We start from the raw sequence: 18,599 nt of genomic DNA, 5'->3' as shown, positions 1-18,599 counted from the left end.
CATGAGTTCAATCGTCGCAATCAAAGGTTTTAATGACATTCTCCCAACGCAAACCCCAGCTTGGAGACGTCTTGAACAGCATCTGTCAGGTCTGATGGATGCCTATGGCTATCAACAGATTCGTTTGCCGATAGTTGAACAGACCAATCTGTTCAAACGTTCGATCGGTGATGCCACAGATATCGTTGAAAAAGAAATGTACACCTTCCTGGACAAAGGTAATCCGCCTGAGTCTCTGACTTTACGTCCTGAAGGAACAGCGGGCTGTGTACGTGCGATGCTGGAACATAACCTGCTTCGTGGTGCAACACCGAAAGTGTGGTATATCGGACCGATGTTCCGTTATGAAAAACCGCAAAAAGGCCGTTATCGTCAGTTCCACCAGTTTGGCGTGGAAACCTTTGGTGTGGCAACGCCTGATCAGGATGCAGAATTGATTCTGATGACAGCACGTCTTTGGAAACGTATGGGCGTTGCTGACAAAGTTCAACTCGAACTGAATACATTGGGCGAGTCTGATGAACGTGCAGCGTATCGTGCGGCGCTGGTAGACTTCCTACAAGCGCATAAAGCGGATCTGGATGAAGATTCTCAACGTCGTCTGACGACTAATCCGCTGCGTATTCTGGATTCCAAAGATGCCAAAACTCAAAGCATCCTAGAAAATGCACCAAAACTTCACGACTTTATGGGTGAAGAAACACTGGCGCACTTTAACCAGTTACAACAGTATTTGTCAGATGCCGGTATCAGCTTTGTCATCAATCAGAAACTGGTACGTGGTCTGGACTACTACAACAAAACCGTATTTGAATGGACCACTACTCACTTAGGTTCGCAAGGTACTGTGTGTGCCGGTGGTCGTTATGACGGCTTAGTCGGTCAATTGAAAGGCAGGGCAGATCAATCTGTGCCTGCAGTTGGTTTCGCGATGGGGATGGAGCGTTTATTGCTTCTACTGGAACAGGTTGAAGACAATACGCCAGTACGTGATTGCGAAGTATTCCTGGTTGCCGATCCTGCTTCTCAAGGTAAAGCACTAGTGCTAGCTGAACAGATTCGTGATCAATTGGAAGCTGCAGGCAGTAATATTCGTCTGAAAGTCGGCTCTCAGGGTTCAATGAAATCGCAAATGAAAAAAGCCGATCAGGCCGGTGCTTTATATGCAGCCATTATCGGTGAGCGTGAGCTGGAAGCACAAAGCTTTACGGTGAAAGAGCTGGCGACTGCAGAGCAATCTACTGTGCCATTTGCTGACTTTGTCGCATTTTTCAGTACTAAAATTTCTTCAAAATAATCGATAAAACATTAGGAAAAAGGTAATCGCATGAGCGCAATGACTGATGATGAACAACTTGAAAGTTTAAAATCCTTCACGAAGAAGTATGGTTCTTCGATCATTATCGGGATTCTGGTTGCGCTGATTGCCTTTTTCGGATGGGAATATTGGCAGAAGAAAAACCTGGCGGAATCGCAAATGCAGACTGCCAAGGTTCAGCAACTGATGGATGAAGCACAGGCTGCAGATGGTGATGCTTTTGCCAAGCTATCTGAAACTGCAGACAAGATTGTCAAAGAAGCGCCAGATTCAGCTCAAGCGATTCAAACCCAGTTGGTCATGGCGAAACTGGCTTATGACAAGCAGGATTACGCTGCCGCTGAGAAAGCATTACAAAAAGTTGAAAACTCTAAAGTTGATGATAAAGGCCTGGTTCAGGTCGTTAAATTGCGTCTGGCTTATGCACAATTAGCACAGAAAAAATATGATGCAGCCCTGAAAACTTTGGATGCAGTGACTGAACCTGCATTTAAAGCAACCGCCGATGAAGCACGTGGCGATATCTATGTTGCCAAAAATGATATTGAAAATGCCAAAAAAGTATATCAAAGTGCATGGGATGCTTTGATTGAACGTAAAGAAGAACGTCAAATTTTACAAATTAAGCTCGAAAGCGTAGGCGTGTTGGTCGATGACCCGGAAATCGAACGCCCAATTATAGAAACACAAGTGGAAGAAGCTGAATGAACAGAACATATAAAATCACCTGTGCTTTAACTGTTTTAACTCTTGCACTCGCTGGCTGTGCGGGTAAGACCAATAAAGTACCAGAAGTAAAACCGAATCCACTTCCAAAAATCAGTCAGACTAAAACACTTGTTCCTGTATTTTCGACCAGTGTTTCTTCAACAGAGAAGGCTGATCCGCTACGTTTACGTCTGGATGCGGATAACGGAGTCGTATTTGCGATCGACCCTAAGGGTGAAGTCACTGCTTTTAATGGCAAGCAGCGCCTGTGGCAGAAAAAAGTCAGCAAAGATACGTTAAGCTCTGGCGTTGAAGCCGCTGATGGGATCGTGGTGGTTGGCAGCAACAAAGGCCAACTGATCGCACTGGATCAGCAGACTGGCGAACAACGCTGGACTGCACAATTGACTGGTGCCATCTTGGCGCCTTCTTTGATTCATGCAGGTCGCGTAATTACTGTCACTAATGACGGTACTGTATATGCTCACGAAGTGGCCTCAGGCGCCCAGGTCTGGACCTATGATTTACCGAATGTCCAGTTTAGCCTGCGTGGCATGGCGGCTCCGGTGCCTTTAGACGCGCGTAACGTATTGATTGCGACTTCAAATGCTTATATCTATGCAATTGATGCCTTAAGTGGTGTGCCTAAATTGCAGCGCCGTGTTGCGATCTCGGATGGCCGTTCGGACATTCAGCGTTTGATCGATATCGATGGTGATCCTGTTGTAGCAGGTCAATTTATTGTGACCACCAGCTATCAAGGTCAAGTGACTGTATTTGATCTGGCTTCACAACAGGTGATCTGGAGTGAAGATGCCAGCAGCATCCAGCGACCGGAAGTGGTTGGCAATGGCGTATTCGTTGCCCAAACTGATGGTAAAATTAGCGCGTATGAAATTACCACTGGCCAGCCTTTATGGGAAAATGACCAGTTGTTGAATCGTCAGCTGAGCAATCCGGTAATGCTCGGAACTGAGCTTATCGTAGGTGATCTGGACGGGGTATTGCACCTATTAGATCCATCAACAGGGCAGATTATTGGTCGTGCCAAAACTTCTGGTGAAGTGCGGCATTTACGCGTAATTGACAACCAGCTCTATGTTTCTACACGCAAGGGTGCATTAAGCATCTGGCAGAATCGTTAATTTTTGTTTGGCTTATGCTAAAATAAGCCAACCGTATTTTTTACGCGGGGTGATTGAATGTTCAATGCCCCGTGTTTTTATTTATTTTAGGCTTTAATCCTATTCCCTTTTTCTTCCAAAACTTTCTGATGTTCAGGCCATTTTTAGACAGCCTGATATTGAATAAAGGTTAATCTATGAAACCCGTAATTGCGCTCATTGGTCGTCCGAACGTCGGAAAATCAACTCTGTTTAACCAGATAACCAAGAGCCGTGACGCATTGGTGGCAGACTTTGCTGGTCTGACACGCGACCGTAAATATGGCGATGCGATCTATCAAAACAAATCTTTCATTGTCGTGGATACTGGCGGTATCGGTGAAAATGAAGGCGGTATTGACTCCTATATGGCCGAGCAGTCTAAAACTGCGATCCATGAAGCTGACATGATCATTTTTGTGGTCGATGCACGTGCCGGACTGCTGGCATCTGATGAACAGATCGCTCGTGAATTGCGTACTTTGAGCAAGAAAGTTTTCCTTGTAGCTAACAAGGTTGATGGCGTGCATGCTGAAGCTGCTCTGGTCGAGTTTTATAAACTTGGTATGGGCGAGCCTATGCAAGTGGCTGCTAGCCACGGCCGTGGCGTACAGCAAATGCTAGAAGAAGTACTTGAAGATGTGCCTGAAGATGAAAGTCCAGAAGAGCATGACAAGAATACTGGTCTACGTCTCGCAATTATTGGTCGTCCAAACGTAGGTAAATCGACATTAGTAAACCGTCTATTGGGTGAAGAGCGTGTTGTGGCGTTTGACCAGCCAGGAACAACGCGTGACTCGATCTATATTCCTTTTGAGCGTGATGGTCGTCAATACACCCTGATTGATACCGCTGGGGTACGCCGTAAAGGTAAAGTTGATGAAATGATTGAGAAATTCTCAATCGTGAAAACCTTGCAGGCGATGAAAGATGCGCACGTAGTGGTGATCGTGGTGGATGCACGTGAAGGCATTGTGGAGCAGGACTTGCATCTGATCGGTTATGCACTGGAAGCTGGCCGTGCCATGGTGATTGCGATCAATAAATGGGACAATATGTCTGAATATGATCGTAAACAATGTAAGCTCGATGTAGAGCGTCGTTTTGACTTTATTCCTTGGGCGAAAATCCACCTGATTTCTGCGCTACACGGTACAGGGGTCGGTGAGATGTATCCGTCGATTCACCGTGCTTATGATTCTTCACATCTGAAAGTATCACCAGCGAAGCTGACCCAGATCCTGAATGATGCCACTGAAGCGCACCAACCGCCTACTGTACAAGGTCGTCGCATCAAGATGCGTTATGCGCATATGGGCGGACAGAATCCACCGACTATCGTGGTTCATGGTAATAAGGTAGATAAGACACCTGCGGACTATCGCCGTTACTTGGAAAACGTATTCCGTAAAGTGTACAAACTTGAAGGTACACCAGTAAAAATTGAATTTAAAACCTCAGAAAACCCATTTGAAGGTCGCAAGTCACAGCTGGATGAACGTACTGCTGCGCGTCGCCGTCGTTATGTACAGAAATTCAAGAAAGCCGAGAAAAAATTTAAACGTGGTTAATTGCCATAGTTAAATAAAAAAGCCTGCGAAAGCAGGCTTTTTTATTTATTCATTTTTTAGATTGAGCATTTTTTTGCTTTTTGATAAATACGGATATTTTCAAGATTAGCTAAAGCTACGTCAGCATCGGCTTGAGAAGCAGCAATATTATTTTGATTATTATTACCATTAAAAGCATTGGTAATTTCAGTTGCGCGCGCAACTGTTTGTGATTGACCTGCAAAAGCAGATAGTGCACCACTTGCAATACCTGCCAATTTAGAAACAGGATTATTGGCTTGAGCATTCGCCTGGTTGAGTGCATTTTGACTTGCTTCTAAGGTACGTTCAAAACTGCGCGCTTCTACTGCCAAATCTGTACAATCTAAACCTTTTAAGTATGTTGTTGAGTAGACACCGTTATTTTGATTTGAAGCATTATTATAATTAGAAGCATAAGCACGATCTGCACGTGCAACAGCAGCATTCGCCTGTGCACGGCTACGCTCCATATTTGCTTCAGCCTGATCCATGATTGCGCCGTTTCTAGCTCCCATAACTGCAGTAGCAGCTTCTAGCCAGGAGCCAGCTTGTGTTGAAAATGATAGTGCAGCAATTGTCGTACTGAGTATGATTCGCTTAAACTTATGACCCTCTGTTTTTCTATGTATAAAATTGTAGTTGGATTGTAACTATTTTTTATTCGATTAAAAATAGCTTGAAAGCTCAATTATTTATTTTGATTTACAGTATATTTTATTGTTTTATTTAAGTTTTACTAAAATATATTTTAAGATATTACCTATAGTTTGTCAGAGAGGCAATCAGGTTGATTTATACTGAAGGCCTTAAAAGTAACATTTTTTATAAGGGCGACTATTTTTGAAGTCTATTATTCATATTGATTGGATCGCGCTGGCACCACGACTTAGACATTTACAAGACTTAGATCGGAAAACCTATATTCAGCAGCGTAAACAACTAATTTATAACTATCGTAATCAGTTGCTAGCTGCACATTTAGGTTGTGTTATTGACCAGCAGGACTTTACTACAACCGAATACGGCAAACCCTATCTTCCAGCCCATCCAGACTTTGGCTTTAATCATACGCATAGCCAGAATTTTTATGCATTAGCAACAAGCAAACATATTCAGAATTTGGGAATTGACATTGAAGAACTTAATCGAAATGTACGTTTTGAAGCCTTAGCCCAACACGCTTTTCATCCTGAAGAGCTGAGACAGTGGCAGGCATTAGATTATGATCCTGAATACTGGTTTAAAGTCTGGACCACCAAAGAGGCGGTCCTAAAAGCCTCAGGACTTGGAATCCGGATGAACCTCAATGAGCTGAATACCCAAATTCATCCACATCAGGATGGGGGACGTTGTGAACATCCAGAAATCGGAATTTATGCTTATCAAAATTATATTTTAGCGGGCTGCATGCTCACTGTGGCCTGGCAAAGTGAGCATTCCTGTAAAGGTCTAAGATTTCCAATGATCCAGATTCATCAAGCTGTTTGAAGGTAGATTAAGCCCCAAAGATTTCTTATTGTTTGGCAATCATTAAATTACTCAGTCGGTTAACGAACTGTGGGCTCATTCGAGATAAGTGAAATAAAAACTTGCTCTTGAATCCGACCGGATGATGTGTCACTTGCCAGATCGAATCTTTTAGTTGTGCTAATTTAAAAATATCTTGTGCAACATCCTCAGCTTTTAAATGCACGCCCATTTTTTTGATACTTTCAGCCTGCATATCTTTCACCATTGCAGTGCTAACAAAAAGCGGCATCACATCAAATACCCGAATGCCATATTTTTGCCATTCAATATCTAAGCCTTCAGTCAAACCTCGAACCGCAAATTTGCTGGTTGCATAGGAAGCCAGATCCGCTTGGCCATAAATCGCCGATGCTGAAGACAGGTTAATGACCCGAGCAAAGGAAGCCTGCTTTAAATAGGGCAAAGCAGCATGACAGCCATTCAGGACGCCTTTGATATTCACGTCAAGGGTGCGATGGTGATCGGTAATATTGGTTTCTTCAAAAGGACCGGAATATAAAATTCCGGCATTATTTACTAGAATATTGATTTCACTGGCCCAAGATGCGAATTCAGATAGAGCAGTTTCCCATGACGCATAATCGGTTACATCCAGAAAACCGGCTTTGGCATGATCACCGAGTTGCTGGGCCAATTGTTCTGCCTGTTCAAGATTAATATCATAAATTCCGACTTTATAACCTTGCTGGTAAAATAGCTTGGCTGTCGCGGCACCAATTCCTTGTGCTGCACCACTAATCAATATACTGTGCATGTGCTTGATCTCCTTATTGTCTTTTTTTCTTGAGCATAGCAAGAAACAGGCAAAATAATGCGGCTATTTGGTAAAGAAGAGGTTTTAAGGTGGAACAATTACTCCAAGTCATGCGTGAGTTACGTGAAAAATGTCCATGGGATCAGCAGCAGACCCCCGAATCTCTGACCAAGTATGCGATTGAGGAAGCCTATGAGGTTGAAGCAGCGGTGCGCTCTGGCCAAGCTGAAGAGGTTCGGGATGAGTTAGGCGATCTGCTGTTACAAGTCGTATTTCAGTCACAAATGTATAGCGAGCAGGGCGCTTTTGATTTTCAGGATGTGGTGCAGGCGATTACCGATAAGCTGATTCGTCGTCATCCGCATGTATTTCAGGCTGAACAGTTTGCACAGCTGAGTCCTGAAGATGTCTCGGTGCTCTGGAAAGAAATCAAACAGAAAGAAAAACAGGGTAAGCCACGTTCACGTTTGGATGAGGTTAAGCATGCACCCGCACTGCAACAGGCGGATGAGATCCAGAAAAATGTCGCCAAAATCGGCTTTGACTTTCCAGATGTCGCGGGTGCCTATGGCAAGCTGGAAGAAGAACTGGCTGAACTCAAAGAAGCCGTTGCTGGACAAAATTCCGATGAAATACTCGAAGAATTTGGAGACTGCTTATTTTCACTGGTGAATGTTGGTCGTAAACTTGGTGTCTCAAGCGAGATGGCATTATTGGGCACGATCCATAAATTCCGGACTCGCTTTGCCCTGATGGAAGATCGGGCAGAACAACAGCAACTCAATCTGGAAAGCCTGTCATTGGCTGAATTGGATCAGCTCTGGGAACAGGCCAAATTAGAATTAAAACAAAGAGCCGCTCATGAACAAAGTACAACATCGCATAGGTCCAGCATGGATTAATACTGTCCTGCTAGGCATTTGGCTGGCCTATACTTCAATTGGAACAGTACATGCAACTGCAACCGATTATGCAGAATGGAAAGTACGTCAGCAGCAGCATGATGCACGCCTGAAGAAGAAAATTGCTGCTGCTACCCCCGTTTCTGAAAACAATCATTATCTGGCTAAACCTGCATTATCCGCCTCTTCAGCTGCTGATAAAATCAGTCTGAATCAGGCCAGTATTGAGCAGTTACAGCAGTTAAATGGCATCGGGCAGAAGAAAGCGGAAGCGATCATTGAATACCGGCAGAAAAACGGTAAATTTAAAACAATTGAAGATATTCAACAGGTCAAAGGAATCGGACCGGCCTTATTTGCCAAAAACAAGGATAAGCTGGCTTTGTAACCCTGCTGAATTTATTGTAAATAAGCCATCCATCTGAACCATGAGAATGACATAATCAAATTGCCCTTTAGCGGTGTAAGCGATATGATTAGCGTCATCTTAGAATTTTACGTTCAGACGTAGGAGACAGCGTCTTTTGCAAACTTTGCGCGCGTCAAAATGTGGTTTATCAACCGCTCAATTACCTTCTTATATTCTCGATGTGATTGATGCCTTAACCAAGGCAGGCTATGAAGCTTATATCGTAGGTGGTGGTGTCCGGGATCTGATGCTGGGTTTAAATCCCAAAGATTTCGATGCAGTGACCAATGCTACACCAGCTCAGGTTAAAGAAGTGTTCGGACGGCGTTGTCGGATTATCGGACGACGTTTCGAGCTGGCGCATGTCTATTCGGGCCGTGAACTGGTTGAAGTGGCAACTTTCCGTGCGCCTCCTAAAAAAGCGGTGACCTCTGCAGCAGGGATGATTCTGCGCGATAATAACTGGGGCACCATTGAGCAGGATTTTGCTCGTCGAGATTTTTCAATCAATGCCATGTATTACCAGCCACGCAAAGGTATCGTGCTGGATTTTTGCAATGCAGTAGAGGATATTAAACATAAAACCCTGCGTTTACTGGGTGATCCGACTTTAAGATTTGAGGAAGATCCGGTTCGGATGCTGCGAACTTTACGTTTTGCAGCCAAACTCAATTTCAGTATTGATGAAGCCATTCTGGATATTTTCACTCCGGAAATGACCCAGCTTCTACGTGATGTGTCTCCACACCGTCTCTATGATGAATCGCAAAAGCTGTTCACTATGGGACATCTGAATCGTGTGATGCCAATGCTGATCGATTTTGGCATCTGGCGTCAGCTGTTTGCCGATATCAAGCCAAACATTACTGCATTTATTGAACTGGCAGCAAAAAATACCGATCAGCGTATTTCAATTGGCAAGACCATCAACCCGGCTTTCTTCTATGCGGTATTGTTGTGGCAACCGTTCCTGGAGCGCTGTGATTTCTATCTGTCCAAAGGTGTGGTGCCTGCGGAAGCACGTGCGCAGGCAGGACTGGATGTACTGAAACGTCAGGCTACCCGTACTGTGATTCCACGCTTTGCGGAAACTTTCATTCGTGAAGTCTGGGAAATGCAAACCCGCTTGCTCAATCCAAAACCGCAACAGATTGAAGCATTATCAGGTCATGCACGTTTCCGTGCCGGCTTTGACTTTTTGTTGCTGCGTGAAAAATCAGGCGATGAAACTGCACAGGGTATGGGAAGCTGGTGGGAAGCCTATCAGCAAATGGGCAGCGATGAAAAAGAGCGTGCCATTGCCCAATATAACCGTCAGCGTGCCAAGAGCCGTCGTAAGGCTTCTCAGGAAGAACATCTGGAACAGCGTCTGGCTGCACAAGATGTAGCAACCGAGATTGAACCTCTGGTGAATGAGCCGGAACCACGTAGCCGTCGTGCACGTAAAGCCAAATTTGAGAATGAGCGTAGCAAACCGGTTTCTCATGTGGCGGCCAGTGCCAGCGGTGACATTAGTGCAGACCATCCAATTACCAAGCGTAAACGGGTGCAGCGTGATTTAAGCCAGGTTATTTTTGGGCCCACACAATGACAGTGACCTATATCGGTTTAGGAAGTAACCTGGGCGATTCACGTCAGATTCTGGCTGAAGCCGTGCAAAAGCTGGCAAGTTTGGGACAGATAAAAACCTCGCATCTATATCAAAGCCCACCTATGGGGCCACAAGATCAGCCGAATTATTTTAATGCTGTCGTACAGTTAATTACGGATCTGGCACCGCTGGATCTGTTGGATCGTTTGCAAGCCTTCGAACAGGAGGCTGGGCGTGTACGTCTACGCCATTGGGGTGAACGTACCTTGGATCTGGATCTGCTCATTTACGGTGATGAACAAATTCAAAATGAACGTTTAACCGTGCCGCATGTTGGCGTGCTGGAACGTGATTTTGTATTGGTGCCATTACTGGATATTGATGCCAACTTGCAGCTGAATGGAAACACATTAAAAGATCTGGACATCGTCAAGCAATCAACCTTAACGGTTTTTGACCGCACGAATTGGGCAAATATTTAATTTTTAATTATTGGTATGTTCGAGAGAACTTCAATAATAGAGGAACATCTTCATGATCAGTCTCAGTGATTTAAGACGATATAAAGCGGAAGGACGCAAATTTTCTTGCCTGACTTGCTATGACGCCAGTATGGCCAAAGCCATGGAAATTGCTGAAGTTGACAGTATTTTGATAGGCGACTCTTTGGGTATGTCGATTCAAGGTCGTGATTCAACCTTGCCTGTGACTGTAGAAGATATGGCTTACCATACCGCAGCGGTACGCCGTGGCAATCAGCATGCACTGATTATGACTGATCTGCCATTTATGAGTTATGCCACTCTGAATGATGCATTACAAAGCTCAAAAACGGTGATGCAGGCCGGTGCACAAATGGTCAAGATGGAAGGTGGTGCCTGGCTGGCGGAAACCGTTCAGGTTCTAACCCGTAACGGGATTCCAGTCTGTGTTCACTTGGGTCTCACTCCGCAGTCGGTGCATGTCTTTGGTGGCTATAAGCTACAGGCCCGTACCCGTGAAGCGGCCGATCAACTGATTGCTGACTGTAAGGCAGTGGTTGAAGCCGGTGCAGCAGTGCTGTTGCTGGAATGTGTGCCTGCACAATTGGGTCAGGAAATTACTGAACTATTCCCGCATATTCCAGTGATTGGCATTGGAGCAGGGGCAGCCACTGATGGTCAGGTACTGGTCGTTCAAGACATGCTTGGTCTAACCTTTGGCCATACCGCGAAATTTGTACGTAACTTTATGAAAGAACAGTCTGGTGCGACTGCAATTCTGGATGCATTTAAAGCCTATCATGCGGCTGTTTTAGATGGTTCATTCCCAGCACCTGAACAAACATTCCAAGTCGAGTTGTAACATGAAAACAGAAACAACCATCCAAGGATTATCTGCTTCGCTCAATCCTGCACGTTCTGCGCGTAAAATTATTGGTTTTGTCCCGACCATGGGCAACCTGCATCAGGGGCATCTGAATCTGGTGCGTGAGGCGCGTAAACTGTGTGATGTCGTTGTTGTGAGTATTTTCGTTAATCCGATCCAGTTCGGACCTAATGAGGATTTTGATAATTATCCACGTACTTTAGAGCAGGATCAGCAGTTACTGGCAGATGTGGGTTGTGACATTGTCTTTGCCCCAACTGTAGAGCAGATGTATGGTAACAAGCCACGTCTGACCAATATCAGTGTATCTGGTATCACCAATGATCTATGTGGCTTACAGCGTCCAGGTCATTTTGATGGTGTAGCGGTCGTGGTGACCAAATTATTTAATATTGTTCAGCCTAACTATGCTTTCTTTGGTCAGAAAGATTATCAGCAACTGGCTGTGATTCGTCAGTTTGTTCAAGACCTGAATATTCCACTGGAAGTGATTGGTGTGCCGATTGCTCGTGCTGAAGATGGTCTGGCACTCAGTTCGCGTAATGGCTATCTAAGCGAGCAGGAACGTGCAACAGCACCAGTCATTTTCCAGAGTCTGAAAACTGCTGAGCAGCAGTTACATGCAGGTAAAACTTTGGAGGAAGCACTGGCAGGTATCCGTCAAACTTTGACAGATGCAGGTCTGGTAGTGGACTATATAGAAGTCCGTACACCGGAATTGCAGAAAATTGATGAATTTAATCAGGATGTCGTGATTCTGATCGCGGCGAAATTAGGAAAAACTCGTCTGATTGATAATCTGCAGATCAAATACGCAGCTGGATAAGTAAAAGGATCGTAAGGCATGAAGCGCATTTTAATTGTGACAGGACAATCTGGCTCAGGTAAATCTTCTGCATTGCAGGTACTTGAAGACTTGGGTTATTACTGTATTGATAATCTGCCTTTGGCCTTACTTCCTGAAATTGTGGCGAAGCTGGATTGTGAAAATAATCTGGAACAGTTAGCGCTTGGGGTGGATGTTCGTAGTACCCGTGCAGATTTGCAGGAATTCGACCATGTGTTTGAACAGCTGCAACAGCATGGTACGGTGGATGTCATCTATCTGACCACGCAGGATCAGGAGCTGATTGCCCGTTTTAGTGCGTCACGCCGTCCGCATCCTTTGGCTGCCCGTTTCAAGAGCCTGCATCAGTGTATTCAGGAAGAAAAAGTCCTGCTGATGCCGATCCAGCTACGTTCTACAGTGCATATCGATACCACTGATAAAAGCGTACATGATCTGAAACATACCTTGCTGTACAAGCTGGGGCAGACCGATAATCTGATTGTGATTCTGCAATCTTTTGGCTATAAGCATGGCATTCCTTTAGATGCTGACTATGTTTTTGACGTCCGTCATTTGCCGAATCCGCATTGGGAACTCGAACTGCGCAAATATTCAGGCCTCGATCAGCCGGTACAGGAATTCCTGGAAAAAAGTGATCAGGTCGAAGACATGTTCCAGGATATTTATCACTTTTTAGACAAATGGCTGCCGACCTTTGCTGAGGGTCATCGTCATTATATGACCATCTCGATTGGTTGTACTGGCGGCCAGCATCGTTCTGTTTATATTGTGGATAGACTAAAAAAAGCGCTTGAGGCAAAATGGTCTATTCAAGTCCTCCACCGAGAAATGAAGCACTGGTCATGATTGATACGACTGTTGACGTAATTAATAAACTAGGTTTACATGCGCGTGCATCAGGTAAACTCATTGAAGTTACCACCAAATTTCGTTCCAGTATCCAGATTGGCAAGTCGGACAAATTGGTTGATGCCAAAAATATTATGTCCTTGCTGATGCTTGGTGCGGGCAAAGGAACAACTTTACGCTTAGTGATTGAAGGTGCAGATGAGGAAAAGGCCTTATCTGAAATTCAGGCACTGTTTGCGGCAAAATTTTATGAGGCAGATTAATCGTGGCACGTCGACCGAGCAGTTTAACTGAAGAAGACTTTGAATCTTTAGAGGGACGCGCAAGTAAAACCGAACAGAAAAAAGCAGTTCAGCGTATGGCTGCTTTAGGCGCACAGTTGGCAGAACTGAGTGCGAAACAAATTAAAAATTTACCCGTTGAAGAACGTCTGATTGAAGCTTTGCTGGATGTCCAGCAAATCAGTTCACATGAAGCACGCCGTCGTCAATTTTCACGTATTGGTAAATTACTCCGTAATGAAAATGAAACCGTGATTCTGTCTTATCTAACTCCGAAACAGGGTTTGAAAAAGACAGCACAATTGCAGCGTTGGGTTGATCGTATCGTGAAAGATGGCGATCCAGCGATTAACGAATTTACCAAAACCTATAATGCGACAGAGCGTCATACCTTACGTCAGCATTATTTACGTGTGCATCGTGATCTAAAAAATCAGGCACCGGAAGAAGAAGTGGCAGCCTTAAAGCAAAAGCTGTTTAACTATGTGCAGCAAGTTGCCCTGATTTCAGATAATTGATTGTAATCTGAATTAAAGAAAAGCGACATTTTGTCGCTTTTTTATTCACTCTAATTAATTTTAATTTTTTATAAGAATTCAAGAATGTTCCTATAAGTCATTGTTAACTGTAAAAAAATGTAAACTTTTAATATTTTTGATTACGTAAGAAATTGGTTTTAGTGCATAAATAAATTATTTAAATCATTCAATATTTTATGATTATTAAGAATATTTAAAAAATAGAAATAAATTTAGGTCAAAGTTAATATGATTAGCGATCTATTTTTTCAGAAAGTGACAATAAGCATTTTCTATATATTTGAAAATTCAAAAGCTTTTATTTACCTAAAGATCAGAAGAAAAATGAGCTGTTTTTATCTTCCTCAGATTTCAGAACTCAGATGATATTGAAACAATTTGAAATGAATTCAGGAATTTCAAATAATTATATGTAATTTTTTATAAGAGGAATATTTTTTCAAGTAATTCTTAATATTTAAATATCAAGGTATTGAAGCTATCTATGTATCTTTAGAGAAATAAGTTAACAAATCCTTTGGTCGATAAATGAGATTTTAACGTTGAGTAAATATAGAATCTTTGTTATTGATTGTATCAATTTAGTCGGTTGTAATTTTTATTCTATATTCCATAACATCCAGAGAGGCAGACATGGAACTAAAACTGCTAGAGATCGGTCAGAATACGGAGCAGTTAAGCTCGTGCCGTATATCTCTCATTTTAGGTGTCTATACCTCTGACAATTTATTAGACACCTTCTGTAAAGTCGCGCGTAAAGTACTCGGCGTTAAGACCTGTATCATTGGATTCCATACGGAACCCTATATCTGGTACAGCTGTCCGCTCGGTTTTCGCGGTTTACACGTACCACAGAATGTGGACATACTTAAATATCTGCAAGAAACAGATATGATCGATCAAAATCATCCTGCATATGTAGAACTATCAGATCACGTGAAAAGCCTTGGTGTAGTCCATCAGCGGCTCGTAGCATTCAATTTGAAATCAGCCCAAGGACAGTCTTTGGGGCAGGTGGTTTTCTTTGATGATCAGACTGAAGTATTTGACCAGGAAGCTATTATTATCGTCCAGCAATTTGCTGAATCTTTAGTCAAGCGAGTCAAACTGAATGAAGAGCATACTGAACTAAAAGAGTTATACGAACAACAATGTGCACAAAACTTCAGTAAAACCAAATTCTTCCAGATTATTGCTCATGACCTGCGTGCACCTTTCCATGGCCTGTTAGGCTTCTCGGAAGTATTGGCGCAGGAACGTGACACTCTGGATGAATCCAGTATCCAGAGTATTTCTGATTATTTATATGATACGGCTCAATCGACGTATAACTTGTTAGAAAGTCTGTTGACCTGGGCGATGGCTGAGGGTGGACGTTTTGTTTATCATCCGATTAATTATGAATTAAAACAGTCCACTAAAATTGTCTGTGATGTACTGAAAAGTCTGGCGCTGAAAAAGAATATTGAGCTGATCGACCAGGTTCCTGAAGATATCAAGGTGCATGCTGATATTAATATGATTACTTCGGTCTTGCAGAACCTGGTATCGAATGCGCTGAAATTTACTCCAGTTGATCAGGGTGGCCAGGTGATTCTGGCTGCTGAAATGGAAGGTGAGCAAGTCAAGATTACTGTTCAGGATACTGGTCTCGGTATGACTGAAGAGCAAATGGAAAATCTGTTTAGACCTAATCTCACAGTGAGCTTAAAAGGCACAGACAATGAGAAAGGCGCAGGTCTGGGTCTGGTACTGTGTAAGCGTTTTGTAGACCTGAACCATGGACAGATTGTCGTAGATTCTAAAGAAGGCGCTGGAACCACCTTTACTGTGCATTTACCTAAAGTGACCAATGATCATCAGGCATTGGTACTTGAAGACCTGCATACTGAAAAGTCCTGAAAATCATAAATTTCTATTAAAACCGTTCCCACTCGGCGTGAACTCCTGCTATAACTAAATAAAAGTTTTGAGGGAATCACCGAGTGATGGACGCGGTACAATTGCAGAAAACCTTAAGAGCCAGTCAGTATGCAGAACAGGTATTGGCCAATCATCAAGATCTATTGAATCAGGATTATGCAATTGATCAGTTTCAGGGATCACTCGGCACTGAACAGATTCAAAATTTAATTCAGGCCAATTTATTAAATATCAGTGATGAAACCATGTGGATGCGTAGTTTACGTATTCTGCGTGCTCGCCTGATGTTCCGCTGGATCTGGCAGGATGCCAATCAACTCACCGATGTCATCACACTGACTCGAGAGCTGTCTGATTTCGCCGATGCCTGCATTTGCGCTGCCAAAGAGTTTGCCCGTATTCCTCTAGTCGCCAAATATGGCCAGCCAATTGGCTATAACGGTAAAGTTCAAGACCTCATCATCATTGCGATGGGCAAGCTGGGCGCTCAGGAACTCAACCTTTCCAGTGATATTGACCTGATTTTTGCCTTTGATGAACAGGGTGAAACAGATGGGCGCAAATGCATTGACGTTCAGCAGTTCTGTATCCTATGGGGACAAAAGTTAATCTATCTGCTAGACCATATCACCGCTGAAGGTTTTGTATTCCGCGTTGATATGCGTCTGCGACCATGGGGTGATGGTTCTGCTCTGGCCATCAGTCATGCCGCACTAGAAAAATATCTTAGCCAGCATGGGCGTGAATGGGAACGCTATGCTTGGATCAAAGCCCGCATCGTCAATCCGAGTCCAGAAGGTGATGAACTGCTGGATATGACCCGTCCTTTTGTATTCCGCAAATATGTCGATTACAGTGCTTTCGAAGCGATGCGTGAAATGAAAGCAATGATTGAGCGTGAAGTACAGCGCCGCAATATTGAAGACGATATCAAGCTTGGGGCAGGCGGGATCCGTGAGGTTGAATTTATCGTGCAGGTTTTTCAGCTGATTTATGGCGGAGCCAAGTTAGAGCTGCAAGATCGGCAATGTCTGGTCAGCCTGAATCATCTGGATGAGGCTGAACTGCTGGATGAACAGGCGGTGACTGACCTCGAAGATGCCTATTTATTCCTTCGTCGGGTAGAGCATGCTATTCAGGCGCTGCATGATCAACAAACCCAATGTTTGCCGACTGAGCCAGATTTACGTCAACGTATTGTGGATACTTTAGGCTTTGCAGACTGGTCCGCCTTTATGGAGGTGCTGGATCAAAAACGTGCCAAAGTAATTTACCAGTTTGAGCATCTGATCAAGGAAAATGGACCAGAGCCTCAAGGCAAAAGTTTTTCTCAACTCGAACAACAGCTGAATGAAGTTTTAGATGATCATGCGAAAAATCTGGTACATGAATTCTGGCATGGACATGCCTTAAAAAAACTGCCAGCCAAAGCCATTCAACGTTTAAAAACATTTTGGCCTTATCTGATAGAGGCGATTCTAGAATCAGATAAACCACAAGTTGCACTGGTTCGCCTGATGCCATTGGTTGAATCAGTCATGCGTCGTACGGTGTATCTGGTGATGCTGATTGAAAGTAAAGGTGCTTTACAGCGTTTGGTGAAAATGGCGACTGTCAGCCCCTGGATCTGTGAGGAACTTACCCATTATCCGGTATTGCTGGATGAGTTCCTGTCGATGGATTTTGAATTGCCTAAACGTCAGGATCTGGAAGATAGCCTGCGTCAGCAATTGCTCAGAATCGAAATTGATCAGGTCGAAGACCAGATGCGGGTGCTACGCCTGTTTAAAAAATCCAATGTACTTGCGGTAGCTGCCAGTGATGTGCTGGCGGAAAGCCCTTTAATGAAAGTCTCGGATGCCTTAACAGATATTGCAGAAGTCTCAGTGAATGCTGCGTTGCATCTGGCCTATCAGATTGTGGCCAAACGACATGGTTTTCCGCTGGATGCAGAAGGGCAGCGCTGCTCGATAGAACATATGGCTTTTGCCGTGATTGGCTATGGCAAAGTCGGTGGCATTGAGTTGGGCTATGGTTCGGATCTGGATCTGGTCTTCATTCATTATATGGGCGAGCAGGCTGATACGGACGGTCTCAAGCCGATTAGCGGTTTTGAGTTCGCTATGCGCGTAGCACAGAAGTTTATGTCACTGATGACTACACAAACACTGGATGGACGTGTCTATGAAGTCGATACCCGTCTACGTCCTTCTGGAGAAGCAGGGCTGCTGGTTACTAGTCTGAAAGCATTTGAGCAATATCAGTTGAAAAATGCATGGCTATGGGAGCATCAAGCCTTGGTACGCGCACGTTCCATTGCCGGAGAAGATAGCCTGAGAGAGACATTTGAAGCACTACGCTGTAAAATTCTTACCCAGAAACGCGATATCTGTCATGTACGTAGTGAAGTTCTGAAAATGCGTCAGAAAATGAAAGATCATCTAGGTTCTTCCAAAGAGCAAAAAAAAGATGGGATTTTTCATTTAAAACAAGATGCAGGTGGTATCGTTGATATCGAATTTATGGCACAGTATGCGGTGTTAGCTTGGAGTGGGACGAATAAAGATCTCGCCCATTACTCCGACAATGTAAGAATCCTTGAGGATGCCGCAAAATCAGGTTGCTTATCCAGCGACGATGCGACTGCTCTGATTCAAGCTTATCTCCGTGAACGCGCCGAGAGCCACCGCTTAGCCCTTGCAAATCAATCCATGCAAGTGTCTGCAAGCGACTGGCACGATACCCGAAAGACCGTTTGCAAGTTATGGCAAAGACTGATTGATCCAAGTGCAGTATTTGCACTGGATAGTGAATAATTGTGA

Annotated in this window: 18 protein-coding genes; 16 read left to right on the top strand and 2 right to left on the bottom strand. The window is 43.9% G+C overall.

Annotated elements, in window-relative coordinates; all coding sequences use genetic code 11:
- The first annotated feature begins 1 nt into the window (after position 1).
- From hisS to der, 4 genes are all read left to right on the top strand, one after another.
- Positions 2-1,297 (top strand): histidine--tRNA ligase, encoded by a 1,296-nt coding sequence (gene hisS, locus FTV31_RS00305; RefSeq protein WP_180012626.1) that lies wholly within the window; start codon positions 2-4, stop codon positions 1,295-1,297.
- Positions 1,298-1,327: 30 nt separating this feature from the next.
- Positions 1,328-2,026, top strand: coding sequence for a tetratricopeptide repeat protein (locus FTV31_RS00300; protein WP_005232125.1), 699 nt, complete (start codon positions 1,328-1,330; stop codon positions 2,024-2,026).
- Positions 2,023-3,171, top strand: coding sequence for an outer membrane protein assembly factor BamB (gene bamB / locus FTV31_RS00295; protein ID WP_180012625.1), 1,149 nt, complete (start codon positions 2,023-2,025; stop codon positions 3,169-3,171). The genes FTV31_RS00300 and bamB overlap by 4 nt, the downstream gene beginning before the upstream one ends.
- Positions 3,172-3,347: 176 nt before the next feature.
- Positions 3,348-4,760 carry a ribosome biogenesis GTPase Der gene (gene der / locus FTV31_RS00290; protein ID WP_180012624.1) on the top strand — a complete coding sequence of 471 codons (1,413 nt, stop codon included), beginning with the start codon at positions 3,348-3,350 and terminating at the stop codon, positions 4,758-4,760.
- Between the two features lie 56 nt (positions 4,761-4,816).
- Here der and FTV31_RS00285 read toward each other — a convergent pair whose 3' ends face one another.
- On the bottom strand, positions 4,817-5,296 hold the full coding sequence (locus tag FTV31_RS00285; protein ID WP_218948649.1) for a hypothetical protein: 480 nt from the start codon (positions 5,294-5,296) through the stop codon (positions 4,817-4,819).
- A 352-nt stretch (positions 5,297-5,648) separates the two neighbouring features.
- Here FTV31_RS00285 and FTV31_RS00280 point away from each other — a divergent pair, with 352 nt between their 5' ends.
- Positions 5,649-6,269: a 4'-phosphopantetheinyl transferase superfamily protein gene (locus FTV31_RS00280; protein ID WP_180012707.1), complete on the top strand. Its 621-nt coding sequence runs from the start codon at positions 5,649-5,651 to the stop codon at positions 6,267-6,269.
- Between the two features lie 25 nt (positions 6,270-6,294).
- Here the strand turns inward: FTV31_RS00280 and FTV31_RS00275 are convergent, their stop codons facing one another.
- Complete coding sequence (locus tag FTV31_RS00275; protein ID WP_180012623.1) at positions 6,295-7,065, bottom strand: SDR family oxidoreductase; 771 nt, start codon at positions 7,063-7,065, stop codon at positions 6,295-6,297.
- An 89-nt stretch (positions 7,066-7,154) separates the two neighbouring features.
- Between FTV31_RS00275 and mazG the strand changes: the two genes are divergently transcribed.
- The 11 genes from mazG (at position 7,155) to glnE (ending at position 18,593) form a co-directional block, all read left to right on the top strand.
- Entirely contained in the window at positions 7,155-7,967 is an 813-nt protein-coding gene (mazG, locus tag FTV31_RS00270; protein WP_180012622.1) for a nucleoside triphosphate pyrophosphohydrolase, read from the top strand.
- The gene (locus tag FTV31_RS00265) at positions 7,927-8,355 is read left to right on the top strand and encodes a ComEA family DNA-binding protein (RefSeq protein ID WP_159124105.1); all 429 of its coding nucleotides are present in this window, start codon (positions 7,927-7,929) and stop codon (positions 8,353-8,355) included. Before mazG ends, FTV31_RS00265 begins: the two co-directional genes overlap by 41 nt.
- Positions 8,356-8,491: 136 nt before the next feature.
- Positions 8,492-9,967 carry a polynucleotide adenylyltransferase PcnB gene (gene pcnB / locus FTV31_RS00260; protein WP_180012621.1) on the top strand — a complete coding sequence of 492 codons (1,476 nt, stop codon included), beginning with the start codon at positions 8,492-8,494 and terminating at the stop codon, positions 9,965-9,967.
- Entirely contained in the window at positions 9,964-10,449 is a 486-nt protein-coding gene (gene folK / locus FTV31_RS00255) for a 2-amino-4-hydroxy-6-hydroxymethyldihydropteridine diphosphokinase (protein WP_159124103.1), read from the top strand. The genes pcnB and folK overlap by 4 nt, the downstream gene beginning before the upstream one ends.
- Positions 10,450-10,501: 52 nt before the next feature.
- Positions 10,502-11,311, top strand: coding sequence for a 3-methyl-2-oxobutanoate hydroxymethyltransferase (panB, locus tag FTV31_RS00250; RefSeq protein ID WP_004782128.1), 810 nt, complete (start codon positions 10,502-10,504; stop codon positions 11,309-11,311).
- Position 11,312: 1 nt separating this feature from the next.
- The gene (gene panC, locus FTV31_RS00245) at positions 11,313-12,161 is read left to right on the top strand and encodes a pantoate--beta-alanine ligase (RefSeq protein WP_034703490.1); all 849 of its coding nucleotides are present in this window, start codon (positions 11,313-11,315) and stop codon (positions 12,159-12,161) included.
- An 18-nt stretch (positions 12,162-12,179) separates the two neighbouring features.
- Positions 12,180-13,031: an RNase adapter RapZ gene (rapZ, locus tag FTV31_RS00240; protein ID WP_004782131.1), complete on the top strand. Its 852-nt coding sequence runs from the start codon at positions 12,180-12,182 to the stop codon at positions 13,029-13,031.
- Positions 13,028-13,297 carry an HPr family phosphocarrier protein gene (locus FTV31_RS00235; protein ID WP_034169914.1) on the top strand — a complete coding sequence of 90 codons (270 nt, stop codon included), beginning with the start codon at positions 13,028-13,030 and terminating at the stop codon, positions 13,295-13,297. The genes rapZ and FTV31_RS00235 overlap by 4 nt, the downstream gene beginning before the upstream one ends.
- A 2-nt stretch (positions 13,298-13,299) precedes the next feature.
- Positions 13,300-13,833, top strand: a complete 534-nt coding sequence (yjgA, locus tag FTV31_RS00230) for a ribosome biogenesis factor YjgA (protein WP_180012620.1) — start codon at positions 13,300-13,302, stop codon at positions 13,831-13,833.
- Positions 13,834-14,487: 654 nt separating this feature from the next.
- Positions 14,488-15,756, top strand: coding sequence for a HAMP domain-containing sensor histidine kinase (locus FTV31_RS00225; RefSeq protein ID WP_180012619.1), 1,269 nt, complete (start codon positions 14,488-14,490; stop codon positions 15,754-15,756).
- Between the two features lie 86 nt (positions 15,757-15,842).
- Positions 15,843-18,593 (top strand): bifunctional [glutamate--ammonia ligase]-adenylyl-L-tyrosine phosphorylase/[glutamate--ammonia-ligase] adenylyltransferase, encoded by a 2,751-nt coding sequence (gene glnE / locus FTV31_RS00220; protein ID WP_180012618.1) that lies wholly within the window; start codon positions 15,843-15,845, stop codon positions 18,591-18,593.
- Positions 18,594-18,599 lie beyond the last annotated feature (6 nt).

The organism is Acinetobacter sp. YH16031 (genome assembly GCF_013417335.1).
Taxonomy (GTDB): Bacteria; Pseudomonadota; Gammaproteobacteria; order Pseudomonadales; family Moraxellaceae; genus Acinetobacter.
The sequence above is the reverse complement of the archived record's forward strand: the minus strand, read 5'-3'. Positions and strand labels throughout refer to the sequence as shown.

Bases quoted from the DNA above. Each gene is read 5' to 3' on its own strand.
- hisS (WP_180012626.1), top strand. From the start codon at position 2: ATGAGTTCAATCGTCGCAATCAAAGGTTTTAATGACATTCTCCCAACG.
- FTV31_RS00300 (WP_005232125.1), top strand. From the start codon at position 1,328: ATGAGCGCAATGACTGATGATGAACAACTTGAAAGTTTAAAATCCTTC.
- bamB (WP_180012625.1), top strand. From the start codon at position 2,023: ATGAACAGAACATATAAAATCACCTGTGCTTTAACTGTTTTAACTCTT.
- der (WP_180012624.1), top strand. From the start codon at position 3,348: ATGAAACCCGTAATTGCGCTCATTGGTCGTCCGAACGTCGGAAAATCA.
- FTV31_RS00285 (WP_218948649.1), bottom strand. From the start codon at position 5,296: ATGGGAGCTAGAAACGGCGCAATCATGGATCAGGCTGAAGCAAATATG.
- FTV31_RS00275 (WP_180012623.1), bottom strand. From the start codon at position 7,065: ATGCACAGTATATTGATTAGTGGTGCAGCACAAGGAATTGGTGCCGCG.
- FTV31_RS00265 (WP_159124105.1), top strand. From the start codon at position 7,927: ATGAACAAAGTACAACATCGCATAGGTCCAGCATGGATTAATACTGTC.
- folK (WP_159124103.1), top strand. From the start codon at position 9,964: ATGACAGTGACCTATATCGGTTTAGGAAGTAACCTGGGCGATTCACGT.
- panB (WP_004782128.1), top strand. From the start codon at position 10,502: ATGATCAGTCTCAGTGATTTAAGACGATATAAAGCGGAAGGACGCAAA.
- panC (WP_034703490.1), top strand. From the start codon at position 11,313: ATGAAAACAGAAACAACCATCCAAGGATTATCTGCTTCGCTCAATCCT.
- rapZ (WP_004782131.1), top strand. From the start codon at position 12,180: ATGAAGCGCATTTTAATTGTGACAGGACAATCTGGCTCAGGTAAATCT.
- FTV31_RS00235 (WP_034169914.1), top strand. From the start codon at position 13,028: ATGATTGATACGACTGTTGACGTAATTAATAAACTAGGTTTACATGCG.
- FTV31_RS00225 (WP_180012619.1), top strand. From the start codon at position 14,488: ATGGAACTAAAACTGCTAGAGATCGGTCAGAATACGGAGCAGTTAAGC.
- glnE (WP_180012618.1), top strand. From the start codon at position 15,843: ATGGACGCGGTACAATTGCAGAAAACCTTAAGAGCCAGTCAGTATGCA.